General features: G+C 44.1%; 17 protein-coding genes and 2 tRNA genes. 10 read left to right on the top strand and 9 right to left on the bottom strand.

Annotated features, from left to right (window positions below):
• Window positions 1-25 precede the first annotated feature (25 nt).
• Window positions 26-1,579: a methyl-accepting chemotaxis protein gene (locus ACOJR9_RS05905; protein ID WP_420935409.1), complete on the bottom strand. Its 1,554-nt coding sequence runs from the start codon at window positions 1,577-1,579 to the stop codon at window positions 26-28.
• 466 nt (window positions 1,580-2,045) lie between these two features.
• On the opposite strand from ACOJR9_RS05905, the gene ACOJR9_RS05900 reads away from it, so the two are divergent.
• On the top strand, window positions 2,046-2,750 hold the full coding sequence (locus ACOJR9_RS05900) for a YIP1 family protein (RefSeq protein ID WP_420935408.1): 705 nt from the start codon (window positions 2,046-2,048) through the stop codon (window positions 2,748-2,750).
• Window positions 2,751-2,849: 99 nt separating this feature from the next.
• Here ACOJR9_RS05900 and ACOJR9_RS05895 read toward each other — a convergent pair whose 3' ends face one another.
• Window positions 2,850-3,725, bottom strand: coding sequence for a DUF3025 domain-containing protein (locus tag ACOJR9_RS05895; protein WP_420935407.1), 876 nt, complete (start codon window positions 3,723-3,725; stop codon window positions 2,850-2,852).
• 82 nt (window positions 3,726-3,807) lie between these two features.
• On the opposite strand from ACOJR9_RS05895, the gene ACOJR9_RS05890 reads away from it, so the two are divergent.
• Both ACOJR9_RS05890 and asnB read left to right on the top strand, forming a co-directional pair.
• Entirely contained in the window at window positions 3,808-5,481 is a 1,674-nt protein-coding gene (locus ACOJR9_RS05890) for a M28 family peptidase (RefSeq protein ID WP_420935406.1), read from the top strand.
• A 521-nt stretch (window positions 5,482-6,002) separates the two neighbouring features.
• Window positions 6,003-7,673: an asparagine synthase B gene (gene asnB / locus ACOJR9_RS05885; protein WP_420935405.1), complete on the top strand. Its 1,671-nt coding sequence runs from the start codon at window positions 6,003-6,005 to the stop codon at window positions 7,671-7,673.
• Between the two features lie 75 nt (window positions 7,674-7,748).
• Here asnB and ACOJR9_RS05880 read toward each other — a convergent pair whose 3' ends face one another.
• Entirely contained in the window at window positions 7,749-8,597 is an 849-nt protein-coding gene (locus ACOJR9_RS05880) for an amino acid ABC transporter substrate-binding protein (protein ID WP_420936065.1), read from the bottom strand.
• A gap of 115 nt (window positions 8,598-8,712) precedes the next feature.
• Window positions 8,713-9,363 carry a 7-carboxy-7-deazaguanine synthase QueE gene (queE, locus tag ACOJR9_RS05875; RefSeq protein WP_420936064.1) on the bottom strand — a complete coding sequence of 217 codons (651 nt, stop codon included), beginning with the start codon at window positions 9,361-9,363 and terminating at the stop codon, window positions 8,713-8,715.
• Between the two features lie 118 nt (window positions 9,364-9,481).
• Between queE and queC the strand changes: the two genes are divergently transcribed.
• A complete protein-coding gene (gene queC, locus ACOJR9_RS05870) occupies window positions 9,482-10,138 on the top strand; it encodes a 7-cyano-7-deazaguanine synthase QueC (RefSeq protein ID WP_420935404.1) in 657 nt (218 codons plus the stop codon).
• Window positions 10,139-10,176: 38 nt separating this feature from the next.
• Here the strand turns inward: queC and ACOJR9_RS05865 are convergent, their stop codons facing one another.
• The 5 genes from ACOJR9_RS05865 to ACOJR9_RS05845 all read right to left on the bottom strand — a co-directional run bounded on the left by ACOJR9_RS05865 (window position 10,177) and on the right by ACOJR9_RS05845 (window position 15,451).
• Window positions 10,177-10,551: a hypothetical protein gene (locus tag ACOJR9_RS05865; RefSeq protein WP_420935403.1), complete on the bottom strand. Its 375-nt coding sequence runs from the start codon at window positions 10,549-10,551 to the stop codon at window positions 10,177-10,179.
• Window positions 10,551-10,937: a hypothetical protein gene (locus ACOJR9_RS05860; RefSeq protein ID WP_420935402.1), complete on the bottom strand. Its 387-nt coding sequence runs from the start codon at window positions 10,935-10,937 to the stop codon at window positions 10,551-10,553. Before ACOJR9_RS05860 ends, ACOJR9_RS05865 begins: the two co-directional genes overlap by 1 nt.
• An 88-nt stretch (window positions 10,938-11,025) precedes the next feature.
• Window positions 11,026-11,952 (bottom strand): LysR family transcriptional regulator, encoded by a 927-nt coding sequence (locus tag ACOJR9_RS05855; protein WP_420935401.1) that lies wholly within the window; start codon window positions 11,950-11,952, stop codon window positions 11,026-11,028.
• A 174-nt stretch (window positions 11,953-12,126) separates the two neighbouring features.
• On the bottom strand, window positions 12,127-14,142 hold the full coding sequence (gene uvrB / locus ACOJR9_RS05850) for an excinuclease ABC subunit UvrB (protein WP_420935400.1): 2,016 nt from the start codon (window positions 14,140-14,142) through the stop codon (window positions 12,127-12,129).
• A 10-nt stretch (window positions 14,143-14,152) separates the two neighbouring features.
• A complete protein-coding gene (locus ACOJR9_RS05845; RefSeq protein WP_420936063.1) occupies window positions 14,153-15,451 on the bottom strand; it encodes an MATE family efflux transporter in 1,299 nt (432 codons plus the stop codon).
• Window positions 15,452-16,784: 1,333 nt separating this feature from the next.
• Here ACOJR9_RS05845 and ACOJR9_RS05840 point away from each other — a divergent pair.
• The 6 genes from ACOJR9_RS05840 to rsxD all read left to right on the top strand — a co-directional run bounded on the left by ACOJR9_RS05840 (window position 16,785) and on the right by rsxD (window position 21,627).
• Window positions 16,785-16,861, top strand: a tRNA-Asn gene (locus tag ACOJR9_RS05840).
• Window positions 16,862-16,887: 26 nt separating this feature from the next.
• Window positions 16,888-16,964: transfer RNA gene (locus tag ACOJR9_RS05835), tRNA-Asn, on the top strand.
• Between the two features lie 268 nt (window positions 16,965-17,232).
• Window positions 17,233-17,814, top strand: a complete 582-nt coding sequence (rsxA, locus tag ACOJR9_RS05830; protein WP_420935399.1) for an electron transport complex subunit RsxA — start codon at window positions 17,233-17,235, stop codon at window positions 17,812-17,814.
• The gene (gene rsxB, locus ACOJR9_RS05825) at window positions 17,814-18,383 is read left to right on the top strand and encodes an electron transport complex subunit RsxB (protein ID WP_420935398.1); all 570 of its coding nucleotides are present in this window, start codon (window positions 17,814-17,816) and stop codon (window positions 18,381-18,383) included. The genes rsxA and rsxB overlap by 1 nt, the downstream gene beginning before the upstream one ends.
• A 2-nt stretch (window positions 18,384-18,385) precedes the next feature.
• Window positions 18,386-20,527: an electron transport complex subunit RsxC gene (gene rsxC, locus ACOJR9_RS05820; RefSeq protein ID WP_420935397.1), complete on the top strand. Its 2,142-nt coding sequence runs from the start codon at window positions 18,386-18,388 to the stop codon at window positions 20,525-20,527.
• Window positions 20,524-21,627 (top strand): electron transport complex subunit RsxD, encoded by a 1,104-nt coding sequence (rsxD, locus tag ACOJR9_RS05815; protein WP_420935396.1) that lies wholly within the window; start codon window positions 20,524-20,526, stop codon window positions 21,625-21,627. Before rsxC ends, rsxD begins: the two co-directional genes overlap by 4 nt.
• Window positions 21,628-21,633 lie beyond the last annotated feature (6 nt).

Genomic DNA, 21,633 nt, shown 5'->3' with positions numbered 1-21,633 from the left:
AGGCAATAATCAATCAGCAGGGATATCACTCTATACGGAAGCGACTTAGTGCTGCGGTGAGTGATTCTAGCAAGCGTACCTGCTCATCTGACTGCCTGGTAATATTTTGCAAGCCTTCTTTGTTTTCATCAGTGTGGGTTTGAACCTGAACAATACTTTCTGACACCTCACGTGCAACAGCACTTTGCTCCTCTACACCAACAGATATTTGGGCATTCATGTCGTTAACAATTGATGTTGCCCCTGCCACCTTAGCAAACAGCTCACCCAGATGAATTGTGCGTGAAATAGCACTTTCTGTTTGTTCTTGAGACGTCGCAATGACATTTACCACGTTCCCCGTACCTTTATTGATAGAATCTATTATTGAGGTAATCTCTTCAATGGAGTTTTGTGTTCGCTGAGCGAGAGAGCGCACCTCATCAGCCACCACAGCAAAACCTCGACCTTGTTCACCAGCTCTAGCAGCTTCAATGGCCGCATTCAGTGCAAGTAGGTTGGTTTGTTCTGCGATAGCCCGAATGGTAAGCAAAATCTGGTCAATTTGTTTGTTGTCAGCAGCAAGTTTTTCAACAAGAGAAGAGGTGTTAGTCATGCGCTCTCCGAGTTGACCAATAGCATTTACGGTCTCGTCAACATCCTGCTGCCCCTCCGAAATCAGTAAGTTCACGTTACTATTTTGACGCGCGGTTTCAGACGCATTCTGAGCTATTTCATTGGTCGCACTTGCCATCTCTGTCACTGCAGTGGCTACTGACTCAGTTTCTCGATGTTGCTTCTCGATGGAAAACATTGACTGGTGCAATGCCGCTCCTACCGAATCAATAGAGTTTCCAAGTTGACCAGTTGCGTTTTTTACCTGCTGAAGCAAAGACGCTAATGATGATATTGCTGTATTTAAAGCAGTCGCAATACTTGCTAATTCATCTTTACCGGTCACAGACACAAGTGCGCTAAGATCACCATCGGCGAGAGAGGCTGCTACACGACGAATTTCTTGCAGAGGCTCAGAAATAGAGCGATACAACCAGTGTCCTGCAAAGACTGCTACCAGGAGTGATAAAGACAGTACTGCCAGATTAATCATTCTCGTCGTGGCATTTTTACTGTCTAAAATAGCTAGTTGCTTCGCCTTGACTTCGGCCACGCTTTCAGACACCCGTCCGGCGGAGTCAACCATAATATTAGTGTCCTCTACATTAATACGGGTTTTCTCTTGCAGCGCTTTTGCAAAGCGCAAATAGGCTCTGCGATATTCTTCAACAGCTTCTATAATTTGCTCGGTTGCACGACGGCTAGCGTCTATTTGCATCAATGAAAGGGCATTTTGTGCGGTTTCCGTCGCCTTATTAAGCGCTGAATTAGTGCTGTCTACATGCTGTTTGTTATCTGGCTCCATCATTGTGTAACGCTGATATAACCGCGCAGAATAGACATTGGCGTCCACTTCACTGAGAAGGATAGCGATTTGACCTTTAGTACGCGCACTCGATTGATTAACCATATTGAACACCCCAACCAGCACTATTGATGCCGCCAGCACTACCAGTGTGAAGATCAACCTTTGCTTTACGGTCACAACTAACTCCTTTTTCTGTTAATACTCCACACCCTTAAGCGCTTAACCGAACGCTAAAGCAGGTAATATTATGACAATTAATTCTTCCTTTTAGGCACAGAATTGTCGAGAGACGTGCAAAATTTAAAGGGGAGATACAATACCATGCCTAGTTGGTGGCATTTGAAATAATTTCTCTACATGGCCAACTATACCGTCGAAAAGATAGTAGAAGACGTTTAGATTTGCAAACCATTGTTGCTCGTTATAGTGCTGAAACGTCAATAGAAGCCTATTGAAAAAGACCTAATGAAAACAGTTGCTTGTAGCCCTATCGGGAAAAAACATCTTTATATACCCATTTTCCTGTACTTAAATTCTTCAACTCAGTAATCTATATGTGCTTAATTGGTTTTTTGTAAACTATTAAAGCAGTCTACAGGCAAAATTACCCATAAAAATAACTAAACTTTTTCAGGGAGTTAGAATGCATACCGTGTCAAATCCATTTCAGGCGTGTAACGATATATTTTTCAAACCCAATGGAGTCTTTAAGGCAGTTGGCGACAATAACAACTGGAGTTGGATGCCGTTCTTTTTAGTAATGGGCGTTACCTTAGTACTTCAGTATCTTTATGTGAACTTCGTGGATATTGAATGGTTTGCAAATTTAAATATTGCTGCTCAGGGTGATATGAGCCCTGCAGAAGAAGATCAAATGCGCGCTTTTTTCACTAGAACAAGCCTAATGTGGACGCAGCTTTTTGGTGCGTTTTTTGTACTTATCATTGTTAATGCTGTTTACGCCGTGTATTTAAATATTGCAACACGATCAGACGATAGTCACGTTTTTGGGTTTACTGACTGGTATGGCTTTTCGTGGTGGGTAGCGATGCCCTATGTTGTAACGGGTTTGATTGGCGTTGCATTGCTGCTTTTTGCTAGCGATCATCAGATATCGCCAGCAACATTAGCTCCCACTTCTCTAAGCTTTATAATGAGCATTCCAATGGACTCAGAATGGTTTGCCTTTGCTCAAGCTATTAGGTTAGAGCTGTTTTGGGGAATTTATCTTGCGATGGTAGGTATTGCGCAATGGACATCGTTTTCTAGACAAAAAGCCGCCATTGTCGCCGCAGCACCCTACCTCGTTATTTATTCTATATGGCTTATTGCTATTCTTGCATTTTAATATTCTCACTCAGGGCCTACAGCCAACGGGCCCTGTCGTTTCTCATCGTCTTGTTCGAGAATAGGCCTACCAGTAAGCTATTGCTATGGAACCTCAGCGCTAGCTGTGCTTCCATAGCGGCAGCTGTACTGTTTGTTTTACCCCTTTTCTAGCCGGCCTAAAATACGCTTCATTATCGTAAAAACTGTCAGACTGCGGGTGATGCCACCCAGGCACGCCAAGTAAAGGTATAGGTTTTAATATAGGTGCTTGCTGAAAGTCATCTAATTGAGCAATTCGCTTAACCATGGCATTATCCAATTCACTTCGTTGTTGCCACTTACTCAACTGACTAAAGCCCTCAGGAACTGCAACCGCCAACCATTTGCCTGTTAATCCTATAAAAGGGTTTAGCATCATTTCTAAATTGGCGTGGCCAAAAATGAAGGGCGTGACAACTCCTGCCCAGGTGTTGCGTTGTTTTATAAACACTTCATGCCAGTTGTGTCCTGCTAGCGACGTTAAGAATGCTTCTAAATCGGCCTTGTTATTGTCTTTGGGAGTTTCCACTGCCAGTACTACGCCACATTCATCGAAGTGAGTAATGCGATTGCGTCTTGCTGTACGAGGGCTAATTCCAAACTCATTTATATCGTTCACATGCAGCGTATTCAACAAGCCTTTCGTGTTAGGGAACTGTATCCAGATAAGTGCGTTGAACAAGTCATGCCAACTATTCTCCCGTGTGGGGACACGGTTATCTTCGCCAATAATAGTTTCGTAATATCGCGTTTCACCCTCGTCAAGCTCGCTTTGCGCTACAAAGTGAGGACCCTGCCAATTGGAATGAAAGTATTGCGTTAATGCATTTAACTGCTTTGCCGAAGGAAACTCACTGAGGTCTATCAGGTTCATATCTGTCAAAAGGCGAGTAACACTTAACGAGGCACATTGGGATAAATACGTTTTACTAAAAGGAATATCGGTTGATTGCATAACACCTATTGGTTCGTTTTGTGGATTTCTCTATACTGGGGTCTATTGTAGAGCAAACTAAGACGGTTAATAGAGACTAATAATGAAAAAAATATTCTTGCCCTTGCTTGTTCCTGCGCTGTTAAGCGTAAGTGCATGTACTCCTTCTAACGACAGTGACACGAAAGTTAGCGACACTGATACGTTAGCCACAGCACAAGAAACGACAAACTTCGACTCGGTATACAACAGTATCTCCGATGCAGATATTCGAGAGCCCTTAAAAATACTCTCATCTGATGAATTTGAAGGTCGCCTACCCACGACAGAAGGTGAGAAGAAAACCATTGATTACCTTGTTAGCCAATTTAAGGAAGCTGGCCTTGAACCTGGAAATGGCGATAGCTATTTGCAGAAGGTAGCGTTAATGGAAATTACCGCAAATCCTGATATGACAATGACTATCGGTGAAAACCGCTTCGCTTATAAAGAAGACATGGTGGCATCATCAAAACGTGAACAAGCTTCGGTCTCGCTGAACGATTCTGAATTAGTGTTCGTAGGTTATGGTGTGAATGCACCGGAGTATAAATGGAATGACTACGACGGTTTAGACGTTGAAGGGAAAACCGTTGTTATCCTCATTAACGACCCTGGTTTTGAAAACCCCAAGAGTGGCAAGTTTCAGGGAACCACAATGACCTATTACGGTCGTTGGAGCTATAAATACGAAGAAGCCAGCCGCCAAGGCGCTGCAGCTGCCATAATCGTTCACGAATCGGCTCCAGCATCTTATGGATGGTCGGTGGTTGCCAACAGTTGGAGCGGCCCGCAGTATGGTCTAGTGAGTGAAGATAAAGGCGCAAGTCGCGTTGCTGTTGAAGGTTGGCTGACCCTAGATGCTGCCAAGCAAGTATTTAGTGATGCTGGGTTGGACTTTGATACCGAAAAAGCAAAGGCAATGTCAGGGCCTTACAATAAGGCCATGGACATTACCGCGTCGGTAACCGTTAAAAACACGTTTAAAAAATCAGAAAGTAATAATGTCATAGCCACATTACCGGGCTCTACATTTGCTGATGATCACATTATTTACACCGCACATTGGGATCACCTTGGTAAAGATGAAAGCAAAGAAGGCGATCAAATTTACAACGGCGCCCACGATAATGCCACCGGCACTGCTGCAATGATAGCCATGGCTAAGGCGTATTCATCGCTAACGCCAAAACCTAAGCGTTCAGTTTCGTTTTTAGTGGTAACTGCAGAAGAGCAAGGCTTACTAGGCAGTAAATACTATGCTGCTAACCCTGTTATTCCACTTGAAAAAACAGTGGCAAACATAAATATGGATGCCATGAACGTGCTGGGGAAAACCAAAAATGTTGCCGTTGTAGGGATGGGTAAATCAGAACTTGAAACCTACCTTAAAGCAGCCGCAGAAAAACAAGGGCGTGTGTTAACCCAAGAAGATAAGCCTGAAGCGGGATACTACTATCGCTCAGACCACTTCAGCTTTGCTAAGCAAGGTGTACCAGCACTGTATGCAGAAGGTGGTAACGAGCCAGCGGATGAAGAAACAGCAAAGTACCGCAAGCGAATGAACGTGATTGTAACCGGCTGCTACCACCAAGTGTGCGATGAGTATCGTGAGAACTGGGATATGGGCGGCATTGTTCAAGACACTCAAATGTTATTCGATGTAGGTGTGAATGTAGCAAATGCACCCATGTGGCCAAAGTGGAATAAAGGCAGTGAATTTCAGCGCCAGTATTAATCGACGTTATCGTCATAATACATCAGAACATCTAATATGCGAATAAAAGCTGACTTAAGCCTGATTCAATCGGCATAAGTCGCTCAGAGTGAACCTACAGTGCCCCGACTTCTCGGGGCACTTCTTTTCTACACATCGTTATTGGTGCTTTTCTGTAGATTTGCCTTTGTACTTACGCCTTTGTAAGTTCGCTTTCATAAACACGCTTTTGCCACTGCCCATTATCTATAGTTCGGTGTTAATAGTTCTTTACTGGCGCAGACGAAAACTCAACGCATAACGCCAATAGATGTTTTTTTGTGCAAAATAGGGCACTTTTGCATTTACCACTGTAACTTCGCTGAAAAGAACCAATAAATTCCATTTTATCATCATAATGTACTTGCAATTTCCTGTCAGACTGGCACATTCAAGACACGCGAATCAGACAAATCAAAAATAATAATCCTTCGCTGCTCTTCAACGAGTACCCGACAGAAATAACCCATTTTTTAAACCAGCGAACAGAGAGAATCCGTTTTATGTGTGGTATTTTCGGTATCCTTGATATCAAAACCGATGTGTCTGAACTCAGAACCCAAGCCCTCGACTTATCTAAATTATTGCGCCACCGCGGCCCTGACTGGTCGGGTATCTGGAATAATGACAATACCATTCTTTGTCATGAACGATTGGCAATAGTCGATGTAGATACCGGCGCTCAACCTCTAATCAGCCAAAACGACAAACATATCCTCGCAGTGAATGGCGAAATATACAATCACAAGCAATTAGCCGCTGATTTGGACGAACCTTATCCATTTAAAACCCGCTCGGATTGCGAAGTAATTCTGCCATTGTTTCAACAAAAAGGCGTTGATTTCATTGATGAACTAGAAGGCATGTTCGCCTTTATTCTTTATGATGAAGAACAAGATGCATACCTGATTGCGCGAGACCATATCGGTATCATTCCCCTTTACACAGGTTACGATGAACACGGTAACTTCTATGTATCGTCTGAAATGAAGGCACTTGCTAGTGTATGTAAAACCATTAGTGAATTTCCTCCAGGTCACTACATGTGGAGCAAAGAAGGTAAACTAACTAAATATTACAACCGCGATTGGATGGACTATGAAAATGTTAAAGACAATAGTTCAGATTTAGACGAGCTTCGCGTTGCTTTCGAAAAAGCAGTCAAATCACACATGATGTCAGATGTGCCCTATGCGGTTCTACTATCTGGTGGCTTAGACTCATCATTAGTGTCTGCGGTTGCTGCGCAATACGTTGCCAAACGTGTCGAAGATGAAGATAAGACAGATGCATGGTGGCCGAGACTACACAGCTTTGCCGTTGGTCTAGAAGGGGCTCCAGACTTGAAAGCAGCTAAAAAAGTGGCTGATATGATTGGGACTGTGCATCACGAGATACATTTCACCATTCAGGAAGGGCTAGATGCCATTCGTGACGTTATTTTTCATCTTGAGACTTATGACACCACGACAATTCGCGCAGCCACGCCTATGTACCTCATGACCCGCAAAATTAAAGCCATGGGTATCAAAATGGTACTGTCCGGTGAAGGCGCTGATGAAATCTTTGGTGGTTATTTATATTTTCATAAAGCACCAAACGCAAAAGAGTTTCATGAAGAGACTGTGCGTAAGTTAGACCGCCTTCATATGTTTGACTGTGCTCGCGCAAATAAAGCAACGTCAGCATGGGGTGTAGAAGCACGCGTTCCCTTCTTAGACAAAAACTTTATTGATGTGGCGATGCGTTTAAACCCGCAAGACAAAATGTGTCTTGATGGAAAAATGGAAAAATGGATTTTGCGAAAGTCCTTTGACAATGGCGAAACCTTGCCTGCCGAGGTCTTGTGGCGTCAAAAAGAACAGTTTGGTGATGGCGTAGGCTATTCATGGATAGATTCTATTCGCGAGTTTGTTGACGGCGAAGTAACCGACCAACAACTGGCAACGGCAGAGTTTCGCTTCCCCTACAACACACCGGATACAAAAGAAGGCTATTACTATCGCACTATTTTCGAAGGCTACTTTCCACAAGAAAGTGCTGCACGCTGTGTTCCCGGCGGAAAATCAATCGCTTGTAGCACTGTCGAGGCGTTAGAGTGGGATGAAAGCTTTAAGAATAATGCAGATCCGTCTGGGCGCTCGATGAAAGGCGTTCACACTGGAGAGTCTTAGGCTATACATTGTAATATCATTCTAGATCATTTAAAAACGCGACCTGAGGGTCGCTTTTTTAATCTATTTGACCCATTAACTTCCATTCGTTGATTGATACCACAATGACTCATTTGACAACGGCGTATCGTCGGGTAACAGTGGGTTATCAATGGTTAAGATGGTTCTCTCATCCATATTTAATTCATTGAGAATAGGCATGTACGTCGATTGAAAAAACGTTTCAAAAGAACCGTCATCAATGGCCCTGCGCAATCCGGTTTCAATTAAATGTGCTAACGTTTTGTTATTGTTACTCACAAAATAGTACATGGCGGTGGGATAATAAATGGCGAGAGAGGGCTCAAGAGATATGTTGGCACTTTTGCCTAACGTGTCTAACTCAGGGGTAATCTCAATCACAGAGCGAGGGAAGAAATCACCTTTTCCCTGACTTAGAAAGTCGTAGGCTTTATCAAACTCCGGAACGGTGAATACATTAAATCCGTTAGCCTGCAATATTTTCGTATCAGGCCAATCCTCGCCCTGAATAGGAACCAATTCACGCAAATCGGCGATGGATTCAATCTGGGAAAATTTTGCGCTTTTTTGACTTTGAATAGCAAATACCCGTAACCCGATTAACCCTTTAGCAATAGGGATCCTTATAGCAGTTAAGTCCTTCTCCCGCTGGATGTCAGTCATACTCCATACCACGCTCACTTCTCTGTTTTCGCGTAGCTGACGCATGGCTTTGCCTGTAAGCAAAATTCTATCAGAAGGTCTTAGTTCATAATTCACACCGGTTTTATCCAGCGCGAGTTTTAGCAGCGCAATGGGGTATTGGGTACGCTCATCGGTATCGTCTATCGGGCGAGGGTAAGTGATTGTCCACAATGCGCCGTGCGCACTAAGCCCAACTAACAATAGCGTAAGCACTAACATCTTTAACGAGCCCAAATTTCTTATTCGTTTTTTGCCGTTTCTACTCATGATTAAGGCAACCAATACTCATTCCTTTATTCTCCCTTATTTAATTGCGCTTTTACTCAATATCCTGTTACTCAATACCAATGTATTTGTGTGTTTGTAAAGATAGCCGCCAGTTTCTCGCAATACAAGTATCAACAGCTAGCTGTGTTGCTCTTATCTGCTGACTAATGGGCTGCAGACATACCTGCTTGCCCTCTAAAGAAGAAACATTTGCAAGGAGCGCATCAAGTTCATCAATATGCTTTTGCATTGCAATAGGATGCTTTATTTCGTTAGCGCGCTCTAATGCGCTTGTCAAAACTTCGTAGCCACCACGCATATTGATTTTTGGCGATACTGTCACATAGGTTCTCTCATCGCAGAGTACTTCAAAGGTACCGCTAGTCTCTATTTGCGTGGTGAAACCGTTATTGTGCAGCATTGTTGTCAGCCCCCGCAAATCGTACATGCAGGGTTCACCACCGGTAATAACAACGTGAGTCGCCACATACCCCTCTTGTTTGAAAAGCGAGAGCAAAGACTCATCGTCTGCCACAAAGTAGGTCTCAGACTCCTCAGACTGATCAATGATTTGCCGCGGTGCAACAATGAGTTCTTCTTTAATTTCCCAGGTGTGCTTTGTATCGCACCACGGGCAACCCACGGGGCAACCTTGAAGGCGAACAAATATGGAGGGGATCCCAGTGTGTGCTCCCTCTCCTTGAATAGTTTCGAACATCTCATTGATGTTTAACGTGCTGAATACAGACAAATTGACGTCCTTTAACGATTGTATGTTGGGATTTTACCAAGGATCACATAAAATTCTGACATTATTTATCAATTCGTGAAAATCTATGTCAGAAAACGTTGTTGTTATTTACTCTGGAGGTATGGATTCTTTCACTGTGCTGCATAAAGCACTGCGTGAAGGAAAGAAAGTACATGCCCTTAGTTTTAATTATGGTCAGCGCCATAAAAAAGAGCTCGATTATGCGGCGAATGTGTGTAACTCACTAGGCGTATCTCATAAAATTGTCGATATTAGTGCAATTAATTCACTAGTCGGTGGCTCTGCGCTTACTTCAGACATCGATGTTCCTGAAGGTCACTACGAAGAGCCGAGTATGAAGCAGACTGTTGTACCTAACCGCAACATGATCTTGCTTTCTCTTGCCGTAGGTTACGCAGTAAGCCTAGAAGCAAAAGAAGTGTATTACGGTGCCCACGCTGGGGACCATGCAATTTACCCTGACTGCAGACCAGAGTTTGTACATCGAATGAATGATGTGTGCGGTATTGCAAACTACACGCCCGTGGAAATTGTTACCCCTTACATTGATGAAAGTAAAACAGCTATTTTAACCGATGGGTTAAATATGGGGCTTGATTACGGCAAGACGTGGACATGTTATAACGGACGAGAAAAAGCCTGTGGAAAGTGTGGTGCGTGCGAAGAACGACTAGAAGCTTTTAGAGACAATAACGCCACCGATCCTCTAGCTTACGAATAGCATTGCATTGATTTATCCAACTAGAGGCATTAGTACTTCTAGTTGGACTTCCTCGCTGCCGTTGCCATTTTCGTCAGGTGTACTGCTGAGACCGATAAAAAAGCACACACACCTAATGCTCCGCCTATCCCCTCGAGAAAAGGTAACAACAGCGAGCTAATAGCACCAAATATGCACGCCGCCGCTACGACTCCCCTACTTGAAAGACGACGAGATGATGTCATTCCAACAAAGCTTCCGCCAAAAAAGATGCAGGCATAATTATTAGCCGTCTCTATTCCTATTATGTAAGCCACCAATGAATAACATACCAGCGTACTAATGCTACTTGCTCGAATAGCATTCATCCAAGGCAAGACAGACAGCTTAAAAGTGATAAGACCACCTAAAGTGGCAAAGAGTAAAATCAGCACTACCCAATCACCAACTTGACAATTACGACACTTGCGACAGACACAAATGCGATAGTACCTAGCTTTCCTCCGATACCTATAAAATGATTTTTTAGCGTCGTATAAAGAGTAGCTCCAACGAGACTAATAAAAACAAGTTCATAGGTGGAGCTAATGACATGAGACGAGCACATGCCCGCAAACGCACCTGCATACATGGCAGCTTGTGGATGGTGTTGAAATTGAGTGGTGGTGGGAAGGAAGCTGCCTATAAGCCCTATTGAGGCTGCACTCACCACACTAGGCACTTCCAATAGCTCATGAAGAACAAAGCAGCCGTACAAACCCAAAAAGAAGGAAAGCAGTTTTACGCTGTAAAAAAGACTCGCTTTCTTAATGGCTTGCACTGCTTGGCTCCGAGTTAGTCATTGCTAGCGCCAAGTTAATCAGTACTAGAAAGCAAATCCAAGCACTTTTTATGACGAAAGATTGCGATTACTTTTGGCTTTCAGCAATAAAGTAGCTTAGCTCTTTAATGCAGTGTCGCAACACGGGGTTCAATCGGGTATTTTTGCCGTTCATCACAAATAATTCATGACTGAAGTTAAACAAGCTGCCATTAGCGATAGGCACTAGCCCAAGCGCAGCGCCCTGCTCTTTTGCCATATAATCAGGTAAAAGACCAACATATTCTCCTGTCATAATCGCCGACATTGCGGCGTCGAAAGAATCAGAGAACGTTTGTATGGCTAGTCTTGATTCGTCTTCAATGTAGTTTGCAGATGAAAGGCCAGAAATTCCGATAGCGGGATAATCTTCAATATTCACATTATCAGGAAGTTCAGTATCTCGGTATTTTGCTAGTAAGTGGCTAGGAGAGCAGTACAACCTGCCTTCAACATTCAATCCTACCGGATGGAAAGTCACTGATTCAGGTTTTACCATGTCGTAAGTAGAGACGACCAAATGACACTCACCTGACAATGCTACATGCTCTACCTCATTGTAAAGACGAGTTTGAATATTCACGTGAATATCATCAAACTTTTTCATGGTGCTCTTAACTGCTTTACTCACAGCTAAATGCATTGAAAGTGGCAGACCAGCCATCAACACAAGCGTGATGTGTCCTGAATAATCGTCATGTAACGATTTAAGGTTAAAAACGAAGTTATCAAACGCATTAAAAATGCGCTTGGTTTCTTGAAAAACAACCTCGCCTTCTTTGGTCATTTGAAATCCGCCCCGACCTCGGTGACAAAGCACGAGATCTAACCGTTCCTCTAGTTTTTTTATTGCCGCGCTTATGTTTGGTCGCTGCATTCTGAGCACTGGTTCAGCCGCCGTAAATCCATTACAACTCGCTACTGCATAAAAAACGCGTAGTAACTTTATATCCGATTCTTGGAGACGATTTAGCATAGTAGCACCTGTTTTAGGTATAGTTATTGATACTCTTTAAGTAACTATATGAAACAACACAGGCTATTACAACGACAAATTGAGTCTTTTAATCGCAATTTTTCTTTTTAGCTATTTACACGTCTCCCGCGTGTTATTCAGCTTTATACTGAAAACGCGCAGGAACCTAAGTATTCAAGACAACGTGACGACTTGCTTCCTTAAAGCCTCTACGTCATCTCGCAAGGATGCTGCTTTTTCAAACTCCAACTCTCTGGCATATTCGAACATTTGTTTTTCGAGTTCTGCAATTTGATCCATGAGGTCAGTCGCACTCGCTGCTTTCTGCTGCTTCTTCTTCTCTGCTACCTTACGCAGTCGCACTTTGCCAGAGGCTGGGTGCGCACCTTCACCTAAGTCCATAATATCTGTAATTGGCTTATTTAAGCGCATTGGTGTGATGTTGTTAGCCTTGTTGTGCGCTAGTTGCTTTTCGCGGCGTCTATCAGTTTCATCTATCGCTTTGCGCATAGACTTCGTTATTTTGTCACCATACAATATAGCTCGACCATTTAAATGACGGGCAGCACGACCTATGGTCTGAATTAAAGAACGCTCTGCACGCAAGAAGCCTTCTTTGTCTGCATCTAAGATTGCAACCAACGACACCTCTGGCATGTCCAACCCTTCTCTTAGCAGGTTGATTCCCACCAACACATCAAATTTGCCGAGGCGTAAGTCGCGAATAATTTCTATCCTTTCCACAGTATCGATATCAGAATGGAGGTATCGCACCTTTACGCCGTGCTCGTTTAAGTACTCACTTAAATCTTCAGCCATGCGTTTTGTGAGAGTAGTAATAAGCACCCGTTCATCTAGCGCAACACGCTTGTGGATTTCAGATAACACGTCATCCACCTGCGTCGCCACTGGGCGGACTTCAATAATCGGGTCAAGTAACCCGGTGGGTCGCACCACCTGTTCGACAATGTCACCCTCGGTTTTTTTCAGCTCGTAATCGCCAGGGGTGGCAGAAACATAAATAGTCTGAGGACAAATCTGCTCAAACTCTTCAAATTTCAGCGGTCGGTTATCAAGTGCCGAAGGCAACCTGAAACCAAACTCAACTAGTGTTTCTTTGCGAGAGCGGTCACCACGGTACATTGCACCAACTTGGGAGACGGTTACGTGAGACTCATCGATAAACATGAGTCCATCGGCTGGAAAGTAATCAAGCAGGGTTGGAGGCGGCTCTCCTGGCGCACGGCCTGAGAGATAGCGAGAATAGTTCTCGATACCTGAGCAATAGCCTAGCTCCATCATCATTTCAATATCAAACTGAGTCCGCTGAGAAATTCTCTGCTCCTCGATGAGCTTATTCGCTTCTTGTAGCTGGGTTTTGCGCTCGCCCAGCTCAACTTTGATATGCTCAATCGCGTTGAGAATTTTTTCTCTTGGTGTCACATAATGAGTTTTAGGGAAAACCGTAGCTCGCACCACGGATTTATCTACCGCGCCCGTTAGTGGGTCGAACAAACTTATCTTGTCTATCTCATCGTCAAACAGCTCTACTCGAACCGCTTGCTTTTCAGAATCAGCAGGGAAAATATCAATAACATCACCGCGCACGCGAAACGTGCCTCGCTCAAACGCTAAATCATTTCTTTTATATTGGAGTTCAGCGAGTCTGCGCAGTATGTCACGCTGATCCATCGTGTCACCTTGGCGAAGGTGCAGCAGCATTTTCATGTAGGATTCAGGGTCGCCTAGGCCATATATGGCGGAAACACTAGCAATAATGACAACGTCTCGTCGCTCCATGAGCGCTTTCGTAGCAGACAAACGCATCTGCTCTATGTGATCGTTTATTGACGCATCTTTTTCAATAAATGTATCAGTGCTAGGCACATAGGCTTCTGGCTGATAATAATCGTAATAAGACACGAAATACTCAACTGCGTTATTGGGGAAAAAGTCTTTCATTTCCCCATAAAGCTGAGCTGCCAATGTTTTGTTGTGAGCAAGAATAAGCGTAGGACGCTGCACTTCTTTAATCACATTGGCCATAGTGAAAGTCTTCCCAGAGCCCGTCACACCAAGTAGTGTCTGTCCTGCTAAACCACTTTCTAATCCGTCAACTAGCGCTTCAATCGCAGCGGGCTGGTCACCGTCGGGCTTATATTTCGAATGAAGTTCGAAACCTCTACTCATTATTACACCTTTATTTTGAGCTAACGGGGTTGGCGTCAACTAGATTTACATGTTCTTTGGCTACGGCTTGCTCAGCGGCTCTTTTAAATACAAATACAGAGACGCCTGCCATTGCCACATTAGCAATCACGTTACCGACGAATAATCCTTGGAGGCCATACAAATGACTTCCCAAAACGCTAATGGGTACGAAAAAAACGAATAAGCGGATGACACTGAGGATAAGAGCGGTCATCGGGCGGTGCATAGCATTTAGCGATGAGTTAGTAAGAACGATTACTCCCTGCATGCCATAACCTAAAGGAACGATCATTAAAAACAACTGTATGAGACTACCCACTCTAGCGTCATGAGCGAACGCGTGGGCTATCCAACCTGATAACCCCCACATAGCCAAAAACACGATAAATTGCCAGATCAATACGAACTTCAAGGTAATGGAATAGGCGCGTTTTACGCGCCTAATTTGGAGTGCGCCTACGTTCTGACTAATAAAAGGGGGTAATGTCATCGATAGAGCCAGAACAACAATATTGGCAATAGACTCCATGCGATTCCCCACCCCCCACGCGGCAACTGCTTCCGCGCCATAGCTCGCAACAATTGCTGTCATTACGCCACCAGCAATTGGGGTAAGCATATTGGCACCAGCAGCGGGTAAACCAATTTTCAAAATGTCTCTACTACTGCTGCGCAATTCAACAAGGGTCAAAAGGCGTGGCAGCATTAATTTGCGACTCACTGCTAGTATATAAATTATCCAACCTGCGCCAATAAGCCATGCAATAAATGTGGCAAGTGCCGCCCCCTGTATTCCCATTGCTGGTACGGGACCAAAGCCAAAAATAAATAAGGGGTCTAACAATGCATTCAAGCCACCTACAGAAGCCATCACTATACTCGGTGTCTTGGTATCACCGCACGCACGCAGCACACTATTTCCAACCATTGGTAGCGCGAGGAAAACACTCGACACATACCATAGACCCATGTAATCAGCGATATACGGCATTAGTTGTTCAGAGGCGTTTAATAAAGAAAATACGGGCGTTATCGAAAAGAAACCAACAGTGGCCAATACGCCTACCAACATTGCTGACAGCATTAAAGAACCGGTAGCGTAAAGCTTCGACTTTTCTTTTTCCTTACTGCCCTGTAGCCGACCAATTATTGCAGAAGTGCCAATACCGAGGCCGATAGTTAAACTGATCACAGTAAAGGTAACTGGGAACGTAAAGCTTATAGCCGCCAATTGCTCAGTGCCAAGCAAGCTAACAAAAAACGTATCAATTAAGCCGAAGCTCATCATCATTATCATCCCCAAAATCATGGGGATGGTCATACGCTTTAACGTAGACGCTATATTTCCCTCTAGAAGATTAGACGCTTTTCGGGATGACTGATTTTTTATCACTTATGCTCCTTTACTATGATGATTGAGCGCTCACTCGTATTAATACTTTTATTTCAACCATTGCGATGACGGTCTTTGGCGTGTGCCAGTGGTCTTCAATGCACGCTGACAATCTTAATCGCGCTAAACGCTCATGGAATTCCAACGAAGCCCTCTTCTGCGACATCAGTGTAAAAGAGTAGGAGGCGTTACGCCACGTCAACACGATGAACAATGGGTTGCAGACGTCTGCTGTAAATTTTGGTATGCCAACGCGTCGATTCTTTAGAAACGAGAAAATATAATCACAAGCCTGTAAAGACCACTAAGCTAGTGATTAAAAACTGAACACTCTATTATTTATTTCGATTCGAGCTAAATTTAGAGGCGAATCGGTCAAAATGTATATTTATACATCAAAATTAATCTTTGTTAGCAAAACATCCTATTTCAAATAGCGCAGTTTGCATTAACTATCGCCGCCGACACTTTATTTTTGTATCAAGCATCAGCAAAACAGGGTTGTAGGCGATGGTTACTAAAAAATCGAAGATTTAGCAACACGTAAACGCTGTTATCAAAATGTAACAATCTTTGATAAAACATAAATTTAGCTGCATAGCTTTTAGACATTCGTTGAATTAACACACAAGCTAAATTTTGTCCACGAGATCCCTGCCGATCTTATTTAAAGATCAATGATTACACATTAAGCAATTGTTTTAATTTATTTTTATTTAAATTCACGTCATTTAAAAAAGAGATCAAAAGAACAATGATCGTTTGTTCAATGAGTGCTAAATCAATCTATCAACATAGTTATCCACAGATTTAGTGGATAACTAACGCGAGACCATAGTTGGCGTGATTTTATGACCCAAAAGCAAAATAAAAGGTAAGTAGTGACTAACCTTTTAATCCTTGCGTACAGGTTACAGTTTTATTAAGCACTGTATATAATATCAGTATCAAAGCTTTTTTTTATTCTATTTTGTTATAGTAATTTTAAGTAATGAGCTATCAAAAATAAAATGTTTTGAGCGCGGCTTCCGTCTGCCACAAAAAACGTAATAAAGGTAATATGAGCGCTCCCGTTCACTAATTAAACACTAATTACACCCCATTGATGACAAATTAAGCATCAAAACGGTAAAAAGTTATTTTTTGTGCATTCAGTATAAATATTTTTAGATATATTGTTGACAGCAACTAAGTACCTCTTTAATATTCGCCCCCGTTGAAGCACAGGTCCCCCTTAGCTCAGTTGGTTAGAGCGACGGACTGTTAATCCGCAGGCCCCCCGTTCGAGTCGGGGAGGGGGAGCCAACTTCAGCAGCAAATTAAGTGTCAATTCCCCCTTAGCTCAGTTGGTTAGAGCGACGGACTGTTAATCCGCAGGTCCCCCGTTCGAGTCGGGGAGGGGGAGCCACTTGATTGGCTCCAAGCAACGCTCACATCATCAATATCCTTTTTCGCATCACTTTTATTCAAGGCTTGTATAGCGCCTTCATATTTTCAATTCCTAACTCAAATTCATTAAATTACCCTAATTCAATCAAGTTGTTAAACCGGCTGTAAAAAGCGATAATAACGACGCTGAATTGTCTTATTTATTTGCGAATAGAACGTACATAAAATTTACCAAAGAACCCCTCGCCTTCTTGAGCGTTTCTATTGGTTCTTCATTTGGGATTTTCATGACTGATTTTTTACTGCTATTGATTGGCACAGTATTAGTAAACAACTTCGTATTGGTGAAGTTTTTGGGCTTGTGTCCGTTTATGGGCGTTTCAAGCAAGCTAGAAACGGCTATGGGCATGTCTATGGCAACCACATTTGTGCTCACGTTAGCGTCAGCTTCAAGCTATCTCGTTGAGACCTATCTATTGACTCCCCTTGGGTTAAGTTATCTTCGCACTCTTGCCTTTATATTGGTCATTGCAGTAGTTGTCCAATTCACCGAAATGGTCGTACATAAAACGAGTCCTACGCTTTACAGACTATTGGGTATTTTTCTCCCCCTAATCACCACTAACTGCGCAGTACTTGGCGTGGCGTTACTCAACCTAACTGAACAGCACAACTTTATGGAGAGCCTTATTTATGGATTCGGCGCAGCCCTTGGCTTTTCATTAGTACTTATTTTATTCGCCGCAATGCGAGAGCGCCTAGCTGCTGCAGATGTGCCGGTATCGTTTAAAGGAGCCTCCATTGCAATGATTACCGCAGGCTTAATGTCGCTCGCCTTTATGGGCTTCAGCGGATTGGTGAAGGTATAATGTCTATTTCGTTTGCTATTATCACAATTGGTGTTCTTGCCGTTATCTTTGGCCTTATTCTTGGCTACGCCAGTATCCGTTTTCATGTTGAAGGCGACCCACTTGTAGAGCAAATTGACGAAGTTCTGCCGCAAACTCAATGCGGTCAATGCGGCTATCCAGGATGTAAACCCTACGCCGAAGCCATCGCTAACGGCGATGATATTAATAAATGTCCTCCTGGCGGTGAATCAACAATTAAAAAGCTTGCGGATTTAATGGGCGTTGAAGCTAAGCCTCTTGATGCTGCTCACGGGGAAGAAGATACAAAAAAAGTAGCGTTTATTCGCGAAGACGAATGTATTGGATGCACAAAATGCATTCAGGCCTGCCCAGTAGACGCTATTTTAGGGGCTGCTAAACATATGCACACCGTGATTGTCGATGAATGTACCGGTTGCGACTTATGTGTTGATCCCTGCCCCGTAGACTGCATTGATATGGTTCCATTGGTTCAAACAACGTCCACCTGGAACTGGGATTTTTCTTCATCACCGAAAGGTGACATTCCAATAAAAATGGTGTCTTAATCGTGTTATCTCCAAGCTTTGATTCCATTATTGAAACGCTGAATAACAACAAGCTGTATTCGTTTCCAGGTGGCGTGCACCCAGAGGACAAAAAGTCGCTATCTAATACAACAACGATACGAATTCCTCCTTTACCAGCGCATCTTATTATCCCTATGCGTCAGCATATTGGCTCTGATGGCGCTTGCTGTGTTGAGGTTGGCGACAAAGTTCAAAAAGGCCAAATACTGTCTCAAAGCGCAACGCCGTTCGCGGTGCCGGTGCACGCGCCCACATCCGGCGAAATTATTTCCATTGCACCACATGTAGTTGCCCACCCCAGTGGGTTAACTGAAATGTGCATTACATTGAAACCTGATGGAAATGATACATGGTGCGATTTGAGCCCTATTCCCAACTACACCGACGTCAATAAAAACGAATTAATCAACCATATCTGCCAAGCAGGTATTTCTGGGATGGGCGGCGCAGGGTTTCCAACACATATAAAAACATCAACATCGAAGCCTATAGAGTTTTTGGTGTTAAACGGCATTGAGTGTGAACCCTATATCACATCAGATGACCGACTGATGAGAGAGCATGCCTGGCAAATTAGGCAAGGGCTCGACATATTAGCTCATTTAATTAATCCCAAGGCCATCATTGTTGCGATTGAAGACAACAAGCCGGAAGCACTGCAGGCATTAAACATTGCCTGCCAAGACAAAGATGCTTACCGCGTTGTTAGTGTGGAAACAAAGTACCCTGCCGGCGGTGAAAAGCAGCTTATTCAAGTGCTCACTGGTAGAGAGGTTCCCCGCAACGGCTTACCTGTTGATATTGGCGTGGTCATGTTTAACGTTGGTACATGCTACGCAGTAGCCGATGCCATTTTGCAAGGTAAGCCCCTTGTAGAACGAATAGTCACGGTAACGGGAGAAGCTGTTAAACAGCCAGGAAACTTCAGGGCTCTTATTGGAACGCCTGTTGCACATTTACTTGAACAGGCCCAGTACAATCCCAAAAAACAAAAAGCGCCCAAAGTGGTTATGGGCGGTCCTATGATGGGGTTCACGTTATCAGATGCCACCATTCCGATTGTAAAAACAACCAACTGCTTGCTTGTGCCAAGCAAAAAAGAATTGGTGGATGATAATGCAGAGCGCCCTTGTATTAGATGCAGCGCTTGTGCCGATGCATGTCCAGCGTCTTTACTGCCTCAGCAAATGTTCTGGCATGCAAAAGCCAAAGAATATGATAAGGCTGAGGAATACGATTTATTCGATTGTATAGAATGCGGTGCATGTGCATACGTGTGCCCTAGTGAAATTCCACTAGTACACTATTACAGACAGGCCAAAGCTGATATTCGCACTCAACGAGACGAAAAGAACAAAGCTGAAAAAGCCAAGCAGCGTTTTGAGGCAAGAAATGAGCGCCTAGAGCGCGAAAAGCGGGAAAGAGAAGAGAAGCACCGCAAAGCAAAAGAAGCGCGACTAGCAGCAAATCAAGCTAAACCGGCAAACACAGACGCACCATCTCCTGCGGCAAGTGACACGAAAGACAAAGTAGCGGCGGCGCTTGCCCGGGCAAAAGCCAAAAAAGCAGCGCTGCAAAGTACTCAAAATACTCAAAGTCAGTCTGAACATAAGACGCAGGACAGCACCCCAGTAACTGCAACCGATTCAAGCGGCGAATCAGGTGACGAGAGAAAAGCGCAAGTCGCTGCCGCTATTGCCAGAGCAAAGGCAAAGAAGGAAGCTCGAGGGGCAGCCCCTTCAAACAACACCGCTGCCGCAACAAAGCTAAACAGCGAAATTTCAAGTGATAGTCATAGCGACAGTACTGCTGAGACTGATGCGGGCGCAACGGGCGTTGATGATAAAAAAGCGAAGATTGCTGCGGCTATTGCTAGAGCTAAAGCCAAAAAAGCAGCTCAACAGGCTTCTGCGCCAACTAGCGATACGCCCCCAGCTTATTACGCTAAGCCTTCTAAAGCTAAGCCACCCAAAGTAGCGGAACCCCAGAGCACCAGTGGCACCACTGCGGTGACGGATACACCTTTAAGTGAAGTGGATGAAAAGAAAGCCCGTATTGCAGCAGCGGTAGCAAAGGCCAAGGCAAAAAAAGCCGCTGCAGATAAAGAGAAAGAGTTGAAATGAAATTAAGTTTATCAAGCTCACCACATCAGCGCGTAAAACGAGATACGGGCCAAGTCATGCGCATCGTCATTTATGCCATGATCCCTGGCATGATAGCGCAGACGTGGTTTTTTGGCTGGGGCATGCTTATTCAAGCTGTCATTGCTGTGGCTAGCGCGCTCGTATTTGAAGGCGTGATATTGTATTTGCGAAAGCGCCCCATTGAGAGAACACTAACTGACTATAGTGCAGTGCTAACGGGCCTGCTTATTGCAATCAGTATTCCACCTACCCTACCTTGGTGGATGACAATTATTGGGGTATTTTTTGCTATTGCCGTTGCAAAACAAGTCTACGGTGGTCTTGGTTTTAATATTTTTAATCCCGCGATGATAGCTTACGTGGTGCTACTTATCTCGTTTCCGGCAGCGATGAGTGTATGGCTTCCAGCAACCACACATGCCGCCATTACGCCAAGTTTTCTCGACTCGGCATCGCTTATTTTCACCGGTTTTACCACTAGCGGCTACGACGTAACTCAACTAAAAACGGTAGCTGGCGGCGCATCCATGGTTGACGGAGTCACTATGGCCACCCCTCTAGATACATTAAAAACTGATTTAACGCAGGGGCTTACCTACTCAGAGTCATTAGCGAAACCCACATTTGACGGTAGCCTATTTGATGCAGCAGGTGCTGGTTGGGGCTGGGTTAGTCTAGCTTACCTACTTGGCGGTCTGGCCTTAGTGAAAACCCGCGTAATTAGCTGGCATATTCCTGGCAGCATGCTAATCAGTGTGTTTGTGTGCGCAGCGGTACTGCACTTAGTTAACGGCGACCTGTACGCTTCACCTCTATTTCATTTACTCAACGGCGCTGTCATTGTCGGTGCATTTTTTATTGCCACCGACCCCGTGTCGGCATCGACTACGCCAAAGGGCCGCCTCATTTTTGGTGCAGCCATCGGTTTTTGGGTTGTTGTTATCCGTGTGTTTGGTGGTTATCCCGACGCCGTAGCGTTTGCAGTTATTATCATGAACATGGCAGTGCCCTTAATTGACTACTACACACGCCCACGAGTTTATGGAAAAAATGTCAGCGGTAAGTGGAGGGCAAAGTAATGGCCC

Origin of the sequence: Alteromonas ulvae (assembly GCF_048987005.1) — a bacterium.
Classification (GTDB): Bacteria; Pseudomonadota; Gammaproteobacteria; order Enterobacterales; family Alteromonadaceae; genus Alteromonas.
This window is presented reverse-complemented; position numbering and strand designations above follow the sequence as displayed.

What these genes read in the sequence shown, in the direction of transcription:
- ACOJR9_RS05895 (WP_420935407.1), bottom strand. Translation starts at nt 3,725, where the DNA reads ATGCAATCAACCGATATTCCTTTTAGTAAAACGTATTTATCCCAATGT.
- queE (WP_420936064.1), bottom strand. Translation starts at nt 9,363, where the DNA reads ATGTTCGAAACTATTCAAGGAGAGGGAGCACACACTGGGATCCCCTCC.
- uvrB (WP_420935400.1), bottom strand. Translation starts at nt 14,142, where the DNA reads ATGAGTAGAGGTTTCGAACTTCATTCGAAATATAAGCCCGACGGTGAC.
- ACOJR9_RS05900 (WP_420935408.1), top strand. Translation starts at nt 2,046, where the DNA reads ATGCATACCGTGTCAAATCCATTTCAGGCGTGTAACGATATATTTTTC.
- rsxD (WP_420935396.1), top strand. Translation starts at nt 20,524, where the DNA reads ATGAAATTAAGTTTATCAAGCTCACCACATCAGCGCGTAAAACGAGAT.
- ACOJR9_RS05855 (WP_420935401.1), bottom strand. Translation starts at nt 11,952, where the DNA reads ATGCTAAATCGTCTCCAAGAATCGGATATAAAGTTACTACGCGTTTTT.
- queC (WP_420935404.1), top strand. Translation starts at nt 9,482, where the DNA reads ATGTCAGAAAACGTTGTTGTTATTTACTCTGGAGGTATGGATTCTTTC.
- asnB (WP_420935405.1), top strand. Translation starts at nt 6,003, where the DNA reads ATGTGTGGTATTTTCGGTATCCTTGATATCAAAACCGATGTGTCTGAA.
- ACOJR9_RS05845 (WP_420936063.1), bottom strand. Translation starts at nt 15,451, where the DNA reads ATGATGAGCTTCGGCTTAATTGATACGTTTTTTGTTAGCTTGCTTGGC.
- rsxA (WP_420935399.1), top strand. Translation starts at nt 17,233, where the DNA reads ATGACTGATTTTTTACTGCTATTGATTGGCACAGTATTAGTAAACAAC.
- rsxB (WP_420935398.1), top strand. Translation starts at nt 17,814, where the DNA reads ATGTCTATTTCGTTTGCTATTATCACAATTGGTGTTCTTGCCGTTATC.
- ACOJR9_RS05890 (WP_420935406.1), top strand. Translation starts at nt 3,808, where the DNA reads ATGAAAAAAATATTCTTGCCCTTGCTTGTTCCTGCGCTGTTAAGCGTA.
- ACOJR9_RS05880 (WP_420936065.1), bottom strand. Translation starts at nt 8,597, where the DNA reads ATGTTAGTGCTTACGCTATTGTTAGTTGGGCTTAGTGCGCACGGCGCA.